At 57.1% G+C, this 14,387-nt stretch carries 12 protein-coding genes and 1 pseudogene; 3 read left to right on the top strand and 10 right to left on the bottom strand.

The annotated features are described in order from the left end of the window. Positions 1-79 precede the first annotated feature (79 nt). The 9 genes from KBY08_RS07165 to KBY08_RS26385 form a co-directional block, all read right to left on the bottom strand. Positions 80-961, bottom strand: coding sequence for an aldose 1-epimerase (locus tag KBY08_RS07165; protein ID WP_103359598.1), 882 nt, complete (start codon positions 959-961; stop codon positions 80-82). Continuing rightward, a complete protein-coding gene (locus KBY08_RS07170; RefSeq protein ID WP_032656627.1) occupies positions 936-1,907 on the bottom strand; it encodes an EamA family transporter in 972 nt (323 codons plus the stop codon). Before KBY08_RS07170 ends, KBY08_RS07165 begins: the two co-directional genes overlap by 26 nt. A gap of 84 nt (positions 1,908-1,991) precedes the next feature. Next, positions 1,992-3,272: a TRAP transporter large permease gene (locus tag KBY08_RS07175; RefSeq protein ID WP_003404808.1), complete on the bottom strand. Its 1,281-nt coding sequence runs from the start codon at positions 3,270-3,272 to the stop codon at positions 1,992-1,994. Then, entirely contained in the window at positions 3,273-3,800 is a 528-nt protein-coding gene (locus KBY08_RS07180) for a TRAP transporter small permease (protein WP_111522448.1), read from the bottom strand. A gap of 62 nt (positions 3,801-3,862) precedes the next feature. Beyond that, positions 3,863-4,888: a TRAP transporter substrate-binding protein gene (locus tag KBY08_RS07185; protein WP_024660607.1), complete on the bottom strand. Its 1,026-nt coding sequence runs from the start codon at positions 4,886-4,888 to the stop codon at positions 3,863-3,865. 57 nt (positions 4,889-4,945) lie between these two features. After that, positions 4,946-5,830, bottom strand: coding sequence for a glucurono-1,5-lactonase (locus KBY08_RS07190; protein ID WP_111522449.1), 885 nt, complete (start codon positions 5,828-5,830; stop codon positions 4,946-4,948). Positions 5,831-5,872: 42 nt separating this feature from the next. Further along, the gene (locus KBY08_RS07195; RefSeq protein ID WP_003404814.1) at positions 5,873-6,700 is read right to left on the bottom strand and encodes an NAD-dependent epimerase/dehydratase family protein; all 828 of its coding nucleotides are present in this window, start codon (positions 6,698-6,700) and stop codon (positions 5,873-5,875) included. A gap of 179 nt (positions 6,701-6,879) precedes the next feature. Continuing rightward, the gene (locus tag KBY08_RS07200) at positions 6,880-8,148 is read right to left on the bottom strand and encodes an OprD family porin (protein ID WP_011266703.1); all 1,269 of its coding nucleotides are present in this window, start codon (positions 8,146-8,148) and stop codon (positions 6,880-6,882) included. A 142-nt stretch (positions 8,149-8,290) separates the two neighbouring features. Continuing rightward, positions 8,291-8,422: a hypothetical protein gene (locus KBY08_RS26385; protein ID WP_257217750.1), complete on the bottom strand. Its 132-nt coding sequence runs from the start codon at positions 8,420-8,422 to the stop codon at positions 8,291-8,293. Between the two features lie 226 nt (positions 8,423-8,648). On the opposite strand from KBY08_RS26385, the gene KBY08_RS07205 reads away from it, so the two are divergent. After that, the gene (locus KBY08_RS07205; protein ID WP_003404822.1) at positions 8,649-9,413 is read left to right on the top strand and encodes an SDR family NAD(P)-dependent oxidoreductase; all 765 of its coding nucleotides are present in this window, start codon (positions 8,649-8,651) and stop codon (positions 9,411-9,413) included. A gap of 63 nt (positions 9,414-9,476) precedes the next feature. On the opposite strand, the pseudogene KBY08_RS26690 reads toward KBY08_RS07205, so the two are convergent. Next, positions 9,477-9,662: pseudogene (locus KBY08_RS26690) on the bottom strand (methyl-accepting chemotaxis protein); the annotation flags it as partial. Positions 9,663-10,038: 376 nt separating this feature from the next. Here KBY08_RS26690 and KBY08_RS07210 point away from each other — a divergent pair. Further along, the gene (locus tag KBY08_RS07210) at positions 10,039-11,895 is read left to right on the top strand and encodes a glycosyltransferase (protein ID WP_225651097.1); all 1,857 of its coding nucleotides are present in this window, start codon (positions 10,039-10,041) and stop codon (positions 11,893-11,895) included. Between the two features lie 337 nt (positions 11,896-12,232). Continuing rightward, positions 12,233-14,269, top strand: coding sequence for a glycosyltransferase family 4 protein (locus tag KBY08_RS07215; RefSeq protein ID WP_111522451.1), 2,037 nt, complete (start codon positions 12,233-12,235; stop codon positions 14,267-14,269). The last annotated feature ends 118 nt before the right edge of the window (positions 14,270-14,387 follow it).

Genomic DNA, 14,387 nt, shown 5'->3' on the forward strand with positions numbered 1-14,387 from the left:
AGAATATGTTTTTTTGGGATATGTCAACGGAATATCCCGACTCGTTCTGTAACTTGAAATGAGTCACCAGGACACTTATTCATAACCCCCGCTTCAGGTCCTTGTAACGAAGACTGAACTCCAGCGTCACTGACTCTCCCTGCCGCAAGAGCTTCAACCCAGGATGCCCCGGCAAATGATGGGCATTGACCGGGTGGCTGACCGGCTCGAAACAGAAGAAATCCAGCCCCGGCGGGCAGAACACCAGAAAGTATTCGCTGCCGGTGGCCTGGCAGTGCAATTCGTAGCCCAGGTCCGGCTGGCTGATGATGCTCTGGCCATCCCAGCCGGTGAAACCGTTGTCCAGCCGTGTGTCGGGCAGCGCGTTGCCGTGCCGGAAGTCCCACTCGGCGGGCAGGTCCTGCAAGGCGCGGGGCAAACCGCCTTCGTCGCATAGCCAGACCTGTGCAGCCCTGGCCTGCAAACGAGTGTGGGCCGTGCGTGGCAAGTACGGGTGCAGGCCCAGCCCGTGCCAGATGGCGCGGCTGTCCTGATGGGTGGTGCTCAGTTGGATGCTCAGCGTGCCCTCGTGCAGGGTGTAGCGCAGTTGCGCGCGGTAGGCGAAGGGTGTCTGGCTGTCGAGTTGCAGGCAGATCTGCCGAGGCGTCTGCTCGATGACCGTCCATGGCTGCTGCCACGCACTGCCATGAATCGGCAACGGGTCGTTGGCGCTGTTCAGTGTTAACGCCAGCCAGCCGTCTGGCGTGTCGAAACCGCCGTTGCCGATCCGGTTCGACCACGGCGCCAGCGGGTAGCAGGCCAGGCGACGGGGCGTCCCGGCCGCCAGAGCCTGTTCGTCGCTAGGGCGCAGCAGGGGTTGCCCGCTGGCCAGGACGGTCCAGTTGATGATGCTGCCGCCGATGTCGGGAGCCAGTGTCAGGCGGGTCAGGCCATCTTCAAGGGTCAGTACGTTCGTGGACATGCTTCAAAGCCTTTCTGGATGATTGAGGGTCAGGCGACTGGGCGCGGCGCCAGGTCAGCAGCACGATGCCGCTGACCACGATAAGCCCGCCGACCACCTGACCGCTGCTGAGCAATTGGTCGAGAATCAGCCAGCCAAACAGCAGGCTGGCCACCGGCTCGATATTCATCACTGGCGCGTTGCGGGCGATGTCCAGACGCGCCATGCAGATGAACAGCAGCGAAAAGCCCAGCCCGTACAAAACCACCAGACTGGCCAGTGCGGTCCAGCCGACAGAACTCGTCGGCAGACCCACGCCGCCGGGCAGCACGCCGCTGCTGCCGGCGATGGCTGCGACGACGAACACCACGGCCATGGTCAGCATGCTGCGTACGCTGCCGCGCATGCCCGCCAGTTTGTTATCGGTAATCCACAGCGCAAAGGCGAACACCACCGCAGCGGTCGACGCGTAGGCGACGCCCTCCAGCCATTGCGGCTCGCTGCTGCCGGGGTTCGACAGGCGCTGTGGCACGTCCAGCGCCAGCGTCAGGCCAAACAGGATCAAGCCCATCAGGCCTGCTGCGCGCCGTGTCGGCCTGGCTCCCCCCAATGCCCAGGTCAGCAACGCCAGCAAGATCGGCGAGACATTGACCACCAGCAAGGCCAGGGCCACCGGAATACGTGCCACCGCCGAGTAGATGCAAAAGCTCTGAGTGGCGATCAGCAACCCCAGAAGCAGCTGCCAGCGCCAGGTACTGGCGGGTAGACTGAGCCTTTCGCGCTGCCAGAGCACCAGGCTGACCAGCACCAGCAAGGTGACGCCGGAGCGACAAAGGATGGCCAGCAGCAGGCCGGTGTCATGATCGAAGGCAATGCGCGCCGCGATGTGGTTGCCGGCAAACGAACAGGCCAGCAGGGCCAGGATCAGCACGGCAATGTGGCGCGGAAACAGGGCAGGGGCAGACATACGCAAACCAGCCTCCTTGGCTGGACAACAGAGGTGCATGCCGGAGCCCTTTCGGACGCTCCGGCAGCGTTGCAACTGGGGACTTTAAAGCACGACGCTCGGCAGCCACAACGAGATGGCAGGAATGTAGGTCACCAGCATCAGCACCAGGAACAGCGCGACATAGAACGGCACCAGTGCTTTTACCGTGGCTTCGATGGTGACCTTGCCCACGGCAGCACCGACGAACAGCACCGCGCCCACCGGCGGGGTAATCAGCCCGATCCCCAGATTGACCAGCATGATCATGCCGAAGTGCACCGGATCGATACCGACACCGACGATGACCGGCAACAGAATCGGGGTCAGGATCAGAATCAGCGGCGCCATGTCCATGACCGTACCGAGCAGCAGCAACATCACGTTGATGCACATCAGGATCACGTAGCGGTTGTCCGACAGGGTCAGGAACGCGGTGGTGATCTTCATCGGGATTTCCATCAGCGTCAGGATGTAACCGAAGCTGGCGGCAAAACCGATCAGGATCATCACGATGGAAATGGTGCGTGCCGCCCGGTGCATCAGTTTGGGCAGATCGCGCCATTTGTAATCGCGGTAGATGAACATGGTGACAAAGAACGCCCAGAGCACGGCAATCGCCGCCGACTCGGTGGCCGTGAAAATCCCCGACAGAATGCCGCCGAGAATAATGACCATGGCCATCATCCCCCAGAGCGCTTCACCGGCGATTTTCAGCGCCTGACGCAGCGGCACCACTTCACCCTTGGGGTAATTGCGCTTGCGCGCGAAGATCATGCACAGGCCCATCATCACCGCGCTGAGCAGCAGCCCCGGCAGGATCCCGGCCATGAACAGCGACGCGATCGACACCGTGCCGCCTGCCGCCAGCGAATAGAGCACCGAGTTGTGGCTGGGCGGAGTCAGCAGCGCCTGCACCGAGCCGCTGACGGTCACTGCCGTCGAGAAGTCCCGCGGGTAGCCGTTGCGTTCCATTTCCGGGATAAGCACCGAGCCTACCGAGGCCGTGTCGGCCACCGAGGAACCCGAGATCGCGCCGAAGAAAGTCGAAGCCACGATATTGACCAGCGACAGCCCGCCACGCACGAAGCCCACCAGCACCGCAGCAAACGCGACCAGACGTCGCGACATGCCGCCTTCGGCCATGATCGCGCCGGCCAGCACGAAGAACGGAATCGCCAACAGCGAGAATTTGTTAACCCCGCCCGCAATCTGGATCATCAGCGCATCGGCCGGGATGTCGATCCACCAGGCGCCGATCAGGGCTGAAAGGCCCAGCGCGTAGGCCACCGGCATGCCGATCAGGATCAACGCGATAAAGCTGCCCAACAGTATAAAAGCGTCCATTTATGCAGCACCTTCGCTTTCTTCAATGACGTCGAAGCGCATCACTGCGCGATGACTCTGGTCACCCAGCAACAGCTTTTCCAGGACGAATACCAGCGTCACGAGGCCGCCAATGGGGATCGGCAGATAAGAGATGCCGACGCGCAGAAACGGCAGTTCGCCGACGAATTGATTCCAGGTGGTAGCGCACAGCTTGAAGCCCTTGAAGATCATGAACAGGGCGACGATCGCCATCAGAATCTGCACCACTATGCTGGCGACTCTGCGCACCTGCTGCGGCATGCGGTCCACGGCCATCGACACGGCCATGTGCGCACCGGCCCGGTAACTGGCGGCGGCGCCGAAGAAGGTAAACACCACCATCAGCAGGATGGCAGTGGGTTCCGGCCAGCTGGAGCCGCTGCCGAGGATGTAACGGGCAAAGATGCCCCAGGGAATGATCAGGGTCATGATCAACACCGACAGACCGGCAATGCCGATGCAGACCCGATAAAGCATGTCGTTGATGCGCAATAGCGTATTTTTCATAAGGCTCACCACTGCGGCGGCGAACGAGCTGGTGCTCGTTCCCGCTGCGTAATCGGACAGGCTTATTGGGCCGCTTGGGGGTTGCTCGCCGCCAGTGCCGGATCGGTCTGGACCGCTCCGATGCGGTCGATCAGACCCTTATATTTCGCACCGTATTTGTCGCGTACCGGCTGGGTCGCGTCGTAGAAGGCTTTCTTCTGCTCGGGCGTCAGCGTGATGAACTCCACGCCAGCAGCCTTGAGCTTGGTCTCGGCATCGGCTGACGACTTGTCCCACAGCACGCGTTCTTCCATCTGCGCTTCACGTGCGAGCTTTTTCACCAGTGCCTGCTGCTCGGGGTTGAGCTTTTCCCACGTGGTTTTCGACATCACGATGGGCTCGGGCAGGATCAGGTGTTCGGTCATGGTGAAGAACTTGGCGTTCTGGTAGTGGTTATGCTGGAAATACGTCGGCGGGTTGTTTTCCGCACCGTCGATGACGCCGGTCTGCAGGGCGCTGAAGATCTCGCCGGTGGCCATGGCGATGCCGTTACCGCCCATGTCGTTAATGGTTTCGATGAACACCGGGTTGCCCTGAACGCGGATTTTCATGCCTTTGAGGTCGGAAATCTGGCGTACCGGCTTCTTGGTGTACAGGTTGCGGGTGCCGCCATCCATCCAGGCCAGGGCGACCATGTTGAATTGCGAGTTGGTGATCTTGTCGAGAATTTCCTGGCCGATCTGGCCATCGATGATGGTGCGCATATGCGCCTGATCACGGAACACGAACGGCAGGTTGAAGACGTTAACGTCCGGCACTACCGGGCCAACGATGCCGAGGCTGACGCGGGTCATCTGCACGGCGCCACTCTGGACCTGCTCGACGACCTCCTTCTCGGAGCCGAGCACACCGCCTGCGTACATCTTGAAACTGATCTCGCCCTTGGACTGTTCTTCGAGTTTCTTGCCCATGTTCTGCTCTGCCACGACCGGCGCATAGCCAGCAGGGTGAACCTCGGCGAACTTGATTTTGATGTCAGCGTGGGCCATGCCTGATACACAGAAGGCCAGCGGAAGTGCTGCGATGAGAAGCGTGCGTTTGAAATCCATGGATATCTCCGATTTTGTTATTTTTGGTCGAGCTACGGGATTTTCGGTAGGGCGCTGTCAGCCCTGAAACGTGGGTTCCTCCAGGCCTTTGACGCCAGGTCGCAGGGCGAACACACCACCGGCCAGTGGCTGATCGCCAATATCGCCACCCGGGCGAATGGACGTCACGAACAGGGTGTCCAGGTTGGGGCCGCCAAAGGCACACATGGCTGGCTTTTTCACCGGCACGACCAGCGAGCGGTCGAGTTTGCCGGAGGGAGTGAAGCGGTGGACCAGGCCTGCGTCGTTGCCACAGATCCAGTAGCAGCCGTCGGCGTCGATCGCCGCGCCGTCTGGGCGACCCAGGTGATGGTTCATGTCGACGAACAGACGGCGATTGTGTGGCGTGCCGCTGTCGGTGTCGTAATCGAACGCCCAGATCTGCTGCACGCTGGGGTGCGAGTCAGACAGGTACATGACCTTGCCGTCGGGGCTGAACGCCAGGCCATTGGGGACGATGAAATCCTTGAGCTGTGCGTCCAGTGTCTTCTGGCCGGCACTGTAGCGATACAACGCACCCACCCTCGCACCGGCAGCCATGTCCATGAACATGGTGCCCGCCCAGAACCGACCCTGTCGGTCGCAGCGGCCGTCATTGAAGCGCATGCCTGCCTGCGCGTGTTCGACGCCGGTCAGAAGCGTGCTGATCAGGCTGCCGTCTTCGCAGGGCTGCAAATGAAAGATTCCGTTCTCCATCCCCGCCACCCAGCCACCCCGGCTATCGGCGGCGATACAGGCCAGCATTTGCGGCGCTTTCCAGCTGCGCGTGCTGTCCTGATTGAAGTCCCAGCGATGCAACTCGCCCTTGGGAATATCCACCCAGTACAACGCTTGATCACGCACGCTCCAGACCGGGCTTTCGCCGGTGGCGTTCTGTGCATCGACAATCAGTTCGGCATCCATGACGGTTCGTGTCTCCAGAGTGCTGCGAGAGGAAAGCGCTGCTTATTGGTCGCCGAACGGTCCTGAAGCGACAAAGGCACCGCCCTGGTAGAGCATTGCCGGGTCATCGGCTGCCGGCAGCGGCTGGGCGTCGACCTTCTCGCGGAACACTTCCGAGCTGTCCTTCGGGGTGTAATCCAGTTTGCTGGCCAGGCGGTTGTCCCACCACACGGTCTTGTTGTCCGAAACGCCGTAGACCACGGTGTGGCCCACGTCTGGCGTGTACAGCGAGCGTTCGATCAACTGGGTCAGGTCGCCAAAGCTCAGCCAGGTGCTCATCATTCGGCGGTTTTGCGGTTCAGCAAACGAGGAGCCGATGCGGATGCTGACGGTTTCGATGCCGTAGCGATCGAAGTAGAAGCTGGCCATGTCTTCACCGTAGGACTTGGACAGCCCATAGTAGCTGTCCGGACGGCGAGGGGAGTGCGCGTCGATGGTCTCGGTCTGCTTGTAGAAACCGATCACGTGGTTGGAGCTGGCGAAGATCACGCGTTTCACGCCGTGCCGGCGGGCCGCTTCGTAGATGTGGAACACGCCGCAGATATTGGCGCCGAGGATCTCCTCGAACGGTCGCTCGACCGACACACCGCCGAAATGCACGATCGCATCGACGCCTTCGACCAGTTGGTGTACGGCATCCTTGTTGGCCAGATCGCAGACCTGAACTTCTTCACGGTCGTCGACAGCGGGTGCCATCTCGGCAATGTCGGAAAGCCGCAGCACGTTTGCGTAAGGGCGCAGTGTTTCGCGCAATACCTTGCCCAGGCCGCCTGCCGCGCCGGTCAGCAGGAGGCGATTGAAGGGAGTTTGAGTGGTATGAGCCGATGCCATGAGAGAAGTCCCGATTGTTATTTTTGTCATCTGTTGTCGTATGACTTGCCGGATTATCGGCACCGCATACGCTGATTGTCAACGCGGCCAAGGTCTAAAAACGGGCTGGGCATACCCTTGGCCGGATACATTTGTAACAAGGCAAAACCTGCCGTGGCCGACAGGCTCTGCCACCGCTTTCACAGCAACGAAATAGGGTAGCTGACGAACACGCGATTCTCGTCGAATTCGTTGGTGCTGAAATCGCGACGCAGGCTGGAGTTGCGCCATTTGACGTTCAGGTTCTTCAGCGCACCGCTTTGTACGGTATAGGCCAGTTCGGATTCCCGGCCCCATTCCTTGCCGTCGGTGATGTTGCCGGTGTGCACATTGTCGCCGCTGATGTAGCGGTTCATCAGGGTCAGGCCGGGTACGCCCAGCGTCGCGAAGTTGTAGTCGTGGCGCAGTTGCCAGGATTTCTCTTTGGCGTTGTCGTAGCTGGAGTTGTAACTGTCGTTGGCCAGCGTACCGCCACTGGTGCCGTTGACGCGCATCCACGCCGTATCGCCGGTGAGTTTTTGCAGGCCGACATAGAAGGTGCTGCCGCCATAGCGGGCCGAGAGCAGCGCGTAGGCCGTCTTGTTATCCAGGTCGCCGGCCAGTTTGTTGCCGTCTTCCTTGCCGATGAAGTAACCCAGATTCGCGCCCAGGGTCCAGTCGCCGAGCGGCTGGCTGTGCAGCAGGTTGAAGAATTGCTGCTGGTAGATGTCCTGCAGTTCCGAGTACCAGACGCCTACCTGAGTAAGCTTGTCGTTGAAGACATACTCGCCGCCGCCGAAGTTGAAGCGGTCCGAAGTGAATGCGCCTCGCCCGTTCAGCGACATGTCTTCCATGCTCGCGTCGTTGCGCGGGCTGTTGCCGCGGAATTGCCCGCCATACAGGGTCAGGCCGTCGATCTCCTTGGACGTGACCTGACCACCGCGAAACGTCTGCGGCAAGGAGCGACCGTCATCGGAGCGCAGGATCGGCAGCACTGGCATCCATTCACCGACCTTCAGTTCGGTCTTGGAAAACCGCGCCTTGCCTGCCACGCCCAGGCGCCCGAAATCATCGGCCGGCCGACCGTCGCTGTGGATCGGCAGCAACTGAGTGCCGCCCGTACCCTTGCCGCCATCGAGCTTGACCGAGTACAGGCCCAGCACGTCAACCCCGAAGCCCACTACGCCCTGAGTGAAGCCCGACTTGGCGTCGAGAATGAAGCTTTGTGTCCATTCCTCGGCCTTGCCCTGCGGCGCGGCGCTGCTGGGGTACGCAGGATTGGTGAAATTACGGTTGAAGTAGGCATTACGCAGGTTGAGCGTGGCCTTGGTGTCGTCGACGAAACCCTCGGCCATGCCGAGCATCGGGAAAATCAGCGTCATGCCGCCGACGCCCAGCAGGATGCGTGAGCGGGTAGTGTGAGATGTCATTATTGTTGTGCTCCCTTGTTTAGTGAAACCTTCCCCTTTCCTGGCCGCGCGCAAGCGGCGGCCGACACCTTCGAGGATTACGTGATGCCTGTCGCCAGGCATGGCCTCGACCTGCAGACGGCCGAGTACCGTTCGCTGTGTTTCAGCGAATGGTGTGAATCGAGAAGGGTGTCTGGTAGTGCGAGTGTTCAGTAAACAACGAGGTATCACCGATCAAGGCTTCGATGATTGAGCCCTTGCTGATCGAGCGGGCAGGCGCGGCGTGAGTGTTCATGATGGACAGGCCTCGGTGTTGTTTTTATTTTTGGCGTTATAGGTTGTCGTACAACTGCGGGGATTATTTGCAGACCGTTGCCGCGTTGTCAACGCACCCATGGTCGAGGTTTAACGATTCACCGGTCATTTACCGCGCTCCTGAAAGCAAAATTAAATGCGAGTGAACGCTGCGGGCGGGTGTGCAGTCCACCCGATAATCCCGTTCATTTTTTGGAGACTGCCGAATGAATCGTTTCACCCAGAAAGTCATCGTCGTCACAGGTGCCGGTTCCGGAATCGGCGAAGCGACCGCCAAACGTTTTGCCGAGGAAGGCGCGAGCGTGGTGCTGGTCGGCCGCAATCACGACAAGCTGGCCAAGGTGGCCGCGCAACTGAAGGGCGAAGGGCACTTGGTCAGAGCCACGGATGTGGCCGACCCGAGCGACGTGGAAGCGCTGTTCAAGGAAGTGGCGACCCGCTTCGGGCGCCTGGATGTGCTGGTCAACAATGCCGGCATCGTCAAGTCCGGCAAAGTGACCGAGCTGGGCATAGAGGACTGGAAAGAGCTGATGTCCGTGGACCTGGACGGCGTGTTCTATTGCACCCGCACCGCCATGCCGGCACTGATCGCCAGCAAAGGCAACATCATCAATGTCTCGTCGGTGTCCGGTCTGGGCGGCGACTGGGGCATGAGCTTCTACAACGCGGCCAAGGGTGCCATCACCAACTTCACCCGTTCGCTGGCCATGGATCATGGTGCTGACGGCGTGCGTGTGAATGCCGTTTGCCCCTCACTGACCCGCAGCGAGCTGACCGAAGACATGCTCGGCGACAAAGCGTTGATGGCCAAATTCATGGAGCGCATCCCATTGGGGCGCCCGGGTGAAGCCGAAGACGTCGGCGACGTGATTGCCTTTTTGGCCAGCGATGACGCGCGCTTCGTGACCGGCGTCAACCTGCCGGTAGACGGTGGCCTGTCGGCGTCCAACGGGCAGCCGCCGCAGGCCTGATTGTCACGGGTGCAGAAACAATCAAGCCCGGTAAAGACCGGGCTTGATGTCAACGCTGGGTGATCAGATACGGAAGCGGCTGACCATCGTCTGCAGTTGCCCGCCCAGGCGTGCCAGTTCGACGCTGGACGCAGCGGTTTCTTCGCTGGCCGAAGCAGTCTGCTCGGACACATCGCGCACGTTGACGATGCTGCGGCTGATTTCCTCAGCGACCGCGCTTTGCTCTTCAGCGGCTGCAATCTGCTGACTACTTGGAGACTTAAAGCGCTGGGTGCGGTTTATCTAAACCTTGAGCGCCTTGAAACCAAGGCTGCAACGGGCGGGTAAAGTAGACGAAGGCGACAGGTAAGTTGACACGCACCGGTAGGTCAACGGCAAAAAGCCTACCTTGCTTGGTAATTCGTGTTCATTTTGGATATGCTCCTTGGCCATTAGGTTTCGCTAGCGCACGGTAACGACTACATGATGAGCCATCGCAATGGCTTCATTGCTAAGCGGTCAGGCAAAAGCTCAGCGAGGCCGGCTTCCAGGAAGTCAGAGTGCTCGAGGGCATTTCGTTCATTTTTAGGTCGTGACGGTGAGTTGCAGGCGCACCAGACGCAAGCCCAATAGCCAGAAGCCAGCCATGTCGCAACCAATAAAAATCGCCGAGCTTTTTGCAAGCCTGCCCTCTCAGGTCGGTGCGGAGTATGCTTATAGCCAGCCAATTGTGGGGCTTGACGTACCGGGCATCAGTGCTATTTACGGTCTCCACCTCGCCATCTGGCAATTGCGCGATCAGGATCTGCAAAACGATTTCCCGCTCGACACGCTTGATGGAAGGTGCCGTTTTCTAGCCTGGTGCGTGTTACATGGCCGCCGTGAATATGTGGCCCTTAGCCAACTGACACCGTTCTGGAAAACACTCTCCCAACCGGCCAGTGTGCCTTACAGCGAATGGTCCGGCGGTATTTCGCGCTTCCTGCAACTGGTAATTCATGGACGCAGCGATCTTGGCATCGATTCTGAACTGAAAACCTCCGATGCACAGCGTGATGCACTTTATTGGTTTTTCGGGGCTGGTGGCTTGCAGGATCTGGCGGTGAGCGGGCAGGATGTACCCGGTTGGCAACGACGCTTTCTGCTGGATCAACCCGACCTGCTCCAAAGCCGGTTCGCACGCCTACTGTTAGAGAAACGGCCAGACCTGCAGGCCACATTTCGGCAGGATACCGCTTCAGGCCTCGCAGGATTCAAGGGTTGGCTTGCCCAAAATGCCCTGTATGAAACGGGCCTGCCATTGCTGCAGAAAATCCCGCTCCAAGCATTTGCTGAACACACCGCCCAGCCATTCCAACACAGCAATGAGAGCTTCGGCGTCAACCTGATCGGATACGCCTTTGGCGAGCTGGGTATCGGCGAGGATGTCCGCATGGCCGCGCATGCTTGCCATGCTGCCGGCATTCCCTTCTGCGTCATCGATTTCGCCCCAGGCAGTAACGTCCGCCAGCAGGATCGCAGCATCTCGCAGTGGGTAACAGACACCCCTCGCTATGGCATCAATATCGTTTGTCTTACCGCTATGGAACATCTGAGGCTCTTTCTTACATGCGGTGCCGAGCTATTCCGCGGTCGCTACACCATCGGTTACTGGCCGTGGGAACTGCACAACTGGCCAGCCAACTGGGAGCACTGCTTCAACCTGATCGACGAGGCCTGGGCATCGAGCCGACATATCGAACAGGCCATGCACCGCGCCAGCCCGGTCCCGGTGCGCCGGATGCCGATGGCCGTTCGCCTGCCAGACGAAGTAGATACCACCACTGCACTGCGCCAGCGAGCACGCTTTGGTCTGCCGCAGGATAAAGCACTGTTCGTGTTTTCCTTCGACGGAAACTCCTTTATCTCTCGCAAGAATCCGCTCGGCGTTGTCGAAGCTTTTCTGCGTGCTTTCACGAGCGCAGACCACCGGGTCGGTCTGGTCATCAAGTGCATGCGCCCTGACCCGAAGAACTCGATCTGGAAGCAAATCCAGTCTGCCGCCCAGAATGACTCGCGTATCTTCATCATCGATGCGATGCTTGAAAAAGCCGATGTCTTGGAGCTGTACCGTGCCTGTGATTGCTTTGTATCCTTGCACCGTGCCGAGGGGTTCGGGCGGGGCATTGCCGAAGCCTTGTTACTCGGGTTAGAGGTCATCGCCACGGATTATGGCGGAAATACTGATTTCTGCCGTGCGGCGGGCGCGCAGCTTGTTCCTTTCCGCTTGCAAGCTCTAGAGCCGGATGAATATATCGAGGCGGTGGGTCAATTCTGGGCAGAGCCGGATATCGGCGCAGCAGCGCAGGCGATGATTGACGTCGCCAATCGGCTATTCAGTGAAATTGAATGTTCACCTTTGATACATGGGCAGCGCTTTAACGAAATTTTCTCTACTGCTTCCATTGGGGCGGTTTACCGCCGCCGAATAGCCGACTTGATCGAACTCAAGCGGCAACCATAGTGAACAAACATCATGATGCGTTTCATCCGGGAATGCTGTGCGTCGGCAATGGCATCCTTCTCTGGCCGATAGCACCCATCATGAGGGGCGAGCCTGCAAAGGCTGCACAGGTCATGCGAGGGGGCAAGCCACAAGACGTAACGATGATCGGTACTGCTAAGGTAACAGAGGGCGAAAAGCAACGCTGCTTACTTAAAGAAATTTAAAGGTCTCTGGAAAATATTCAGAGATGAGAAAACCCAAAATAATCAGGTTGCACATAAATTGAGGTCCAGTCCGGAACCTACCTGGATGAAGACGGAAGCGCTAGTGTTTGTAACACTTACGGAAGAAAAAAATGACGGAAAGTATTAAGTACTCGATAGATAAGTTTACGAAAAGAACTCTAGATGGCTGGATATTTTCGCCTGACACTCCAGGTAAACATAGGGAGATAGGAATAACGACCAGCAACAGAAAGATGAAAGTGACGGCGAACAAATATCGGGCCGACCTTGAGCAATCAAAAATAGGGAGTGGTGACCACTCGTTTAACATCGTTTTTCACCCTGAGCTCTCGGAGGACGAGTACCTGTCTGCAGAGATTATGGAAATCAGCACAGGAGCGAGTCTCCAAAGCGCTGATCAGATATCAGCACAGAGATTGGCCACAAAAAAAACGGTCTATTTAGAAGTTTCAGACCTGATTAACTTTCTGCGCCACGAAAAAAGAGTGACCGGGATACAGCGTCTTGTTTCTCAGTTGTGCCAGTCGATAATTGAAGAAGATCGCAAAAATAACTACAAATTCTGCACGCTTTTGTCAGAGGCAGATAATAACCTCTACGAAATAGAGCGAGATGCGTTTAAGGGGCTCATTGGCGCGGTATTAGGTGACATCAAAGGCGATGGATTAACGCCGTTAATAAATCTGGCTACAAGTAATACTACTCCGGTCAATATAGCCGATGGGGATATGTTGTTCGGTACAGGCGCGTCGTTCAGCTTTCAAAACTACACATTGGCCATAAAAAAGTTAAAGTTTGAAAAGCAAATAAAGTATGGCACTATTGTTTATGATCTTATACCGTACCACAGCAGAAATACATTGCCTCCCGAGCTCTCTGTACGGTTTTCACTTTGGCTGTCAGAAATAGTTTCGCTCTCGGATATACTGGTTTCTATATCTGAATACACAAAAAAAGAGCTTGATCGCTTCATACTCGATAAAGATATTGTTCCTAATGAATCACAGAGTACCTTCATACCATTAGGCTCGCACCCGTCAATAAAGTCCTCAGGCAGCAAAATACAGAGCAGGTATTTTATCGAGGATGATTTCTGCATATTTGTTTCCACTATCGAAACGCGAAAAAATCATTCCGCACTTATAAAGGCTTGGGAAAAGCTGCTTGGCAAAAATCCACCACAATTGATTGTTGTTGGAAAAAGCGGATGGGGCTTTCATGAAGTACAGGCTCTGGTTCAAGATAATAAAGAGCTTTTCAGAAAAGTAACATTTATTCATGACGCCTCTGACAGCGACTTGGAGTGGCTGTATGCAAACTGCTTGTTCACCGTATATCCCAGCCTATACGAAGGATGGGGGTTGCCGGTAACGGAAAGTCTCACAAGAGGAAAGTTCTGCATTTGCTCAAATACTACCTCGCTGCCTGAGGCAGGCGGTATCTACGCTGATTACTTTGACCCCAGAGACATTGACGATATAGCGAGTAAGGTACTTTACTATATTGAAAACAGGTCGGAAATAAAGGCAAGAGAAGCCCTGATAAATAGCTCTTACAGGCCTAGAACCTGGCAAGACTATGCATTGGACCTAGATAACTTGCTGGACGCTACTCACCAGAGTGATGACATAAAAGCGGTTGATACTTCCTTGAAAGGTGGGATGATTTACCGTTTTTCGAACGTGGTCAGTTCGAAGGAAAGCTTTTTTGACTACATTATTCACCGTTCAACAGCCTACTCCATCCTGAGTCAAGGAGACTGGTTTGTTCCAGAAAGCTGCGGTCGCTGGTTGCAGGGGAATTATGGGGCAATAAGGATACACACTTCCCAGCCACAGCAAAAAGTAGCGGTTTATATAAAATACTGGCTGCCCCCAAACCTTGATTCGATTAGCTTTGAGATAGCCCAAAATAAAGAATATAACGACCTCATGGTTCTCAGGGACAGCGAGATAGCAGGCCATAAGCTTATTAAGATAAATGCGGTTTCCGACCAGACCGGGTGTCTACAAATAGAGTTCATCAGAAGAAGCCACAAGAAAAATCAGCACCCAGAGCCACGAGATCTTTTTCTAAGCCTGATCTCTGTGGCCGTAGCACATGATCTTGGTGAAAGGATTGACATCCTTGAAGGCCTGCTTCTATAAGGCCTAAACGTAGAGTTCTGGGCACCGGGATGGCAAAATAACCAATGCTCAGTATGCGTCAGATATTTAGCTTTCGCTCCTCGAGTCGTAGGGGAGCTGCGGCGTTAAGGATGCTGTC

The sequence above is a fragment of the Pseudomonas sp. P135 genome (genome assembly GCF_020312125.1).
GTDB classification, from domain to species: domain Bacteria; phylum Pseudomonadota; class Gammaproteobacteria; order Pseudomonadales; family Pseudomonadaceae; genus Aquipseudomonas; species Aquipseudomonas fragariae.

Excerpts from the sequence above, each read along its gene's own strand:
- KBY08_RS07165 (WP_103359598.1), bottom strand. The coding sequence starts at position 961 with ATGTCCACGAACGTACTGACCCTTGAAGATGGCCTGACCCGCCTGACA.
- KBY08_RS07170 (WP_032656627.1), bottom strand. The coding sequence starts at position 1,907 with ATGTCTGCCCCTGCCCTGTTTCCGCGCCACATTGCCGTGCTGATCCTG.
- KBY08_RS07175 (WP_003404808.1), bottom strand. The coding sequence starts at position 3,272 with ATGGACGCTTTTATACTGTTGGGCAGCTTTATCGCGTTGATCCTGATC.
- KBY08_RS07180 (WP_111522448.1), bottom strand. The coding sequence starts at position 3,800 with ATGAAAAATACGCTATTGCGCATCAACGACATGCTTTATCGGGTCTGC.
- KBY08_RS07185 (WP_024660607.1), bottom strand. The coding sequence starts at position 4,888 with ATGGATTTCAAACGCACGCTTCTCATCGCAGCACTTCCGCTGGCCTTC.
- KBY08_RS07190 (WP_111522449.1), bottom strand. The coding sequence starts at position 5,830 with ATGGATGCCGAACTGATTGTCGATGCACAGAACGCCACCGGCGAAAGC.
- KBY08_RS07195 (WP_003404814.1), bottom strand. The coding sequence starts at position 6,700 with ATGGCATCGGCTCATACCACTCAAACTCCCTTCAATCGCCTCCTGCTG.
- KBY08_RS07200 (WP_011266703.1), bottom strand. The coding sequence starts at position 8,148 with ATGACATCTCACACTACCCGCTCACGCATCCTGCTGGGCGTCGGCGGC.
- KBY08_RS26385 (WP_257217750.1), bottom strand. The coding sequence starts at position 8,422 with ATGAACACTCACGCCGCGCCTGCCCGCTCGATCAGCAAGGGCTCAATC.
- KBY08_RS07205 (WP_003404822.1), top strand. The coding sequence starts at position 8,649 with ATGAATCGTTTCACCCAGAAAGTCATCGTCGTCACAGGTGCCGGTTCC.
- KBY08_RS07210 (WP_225651097.1), top strand. The coding sequence starts at position 10,039 with ATGTCGCAACCAATAAAAATCGCCGAGCTTTTTGCAAGCCTGCCCTCT.
- KBY08_RS07215 (WP_111522451.1), top strand. The coding sequence starts at position 12,233 with ATGACGGAAAGTATTAAGTACTCGATAGATAAGTTTACGAAAAGAACT.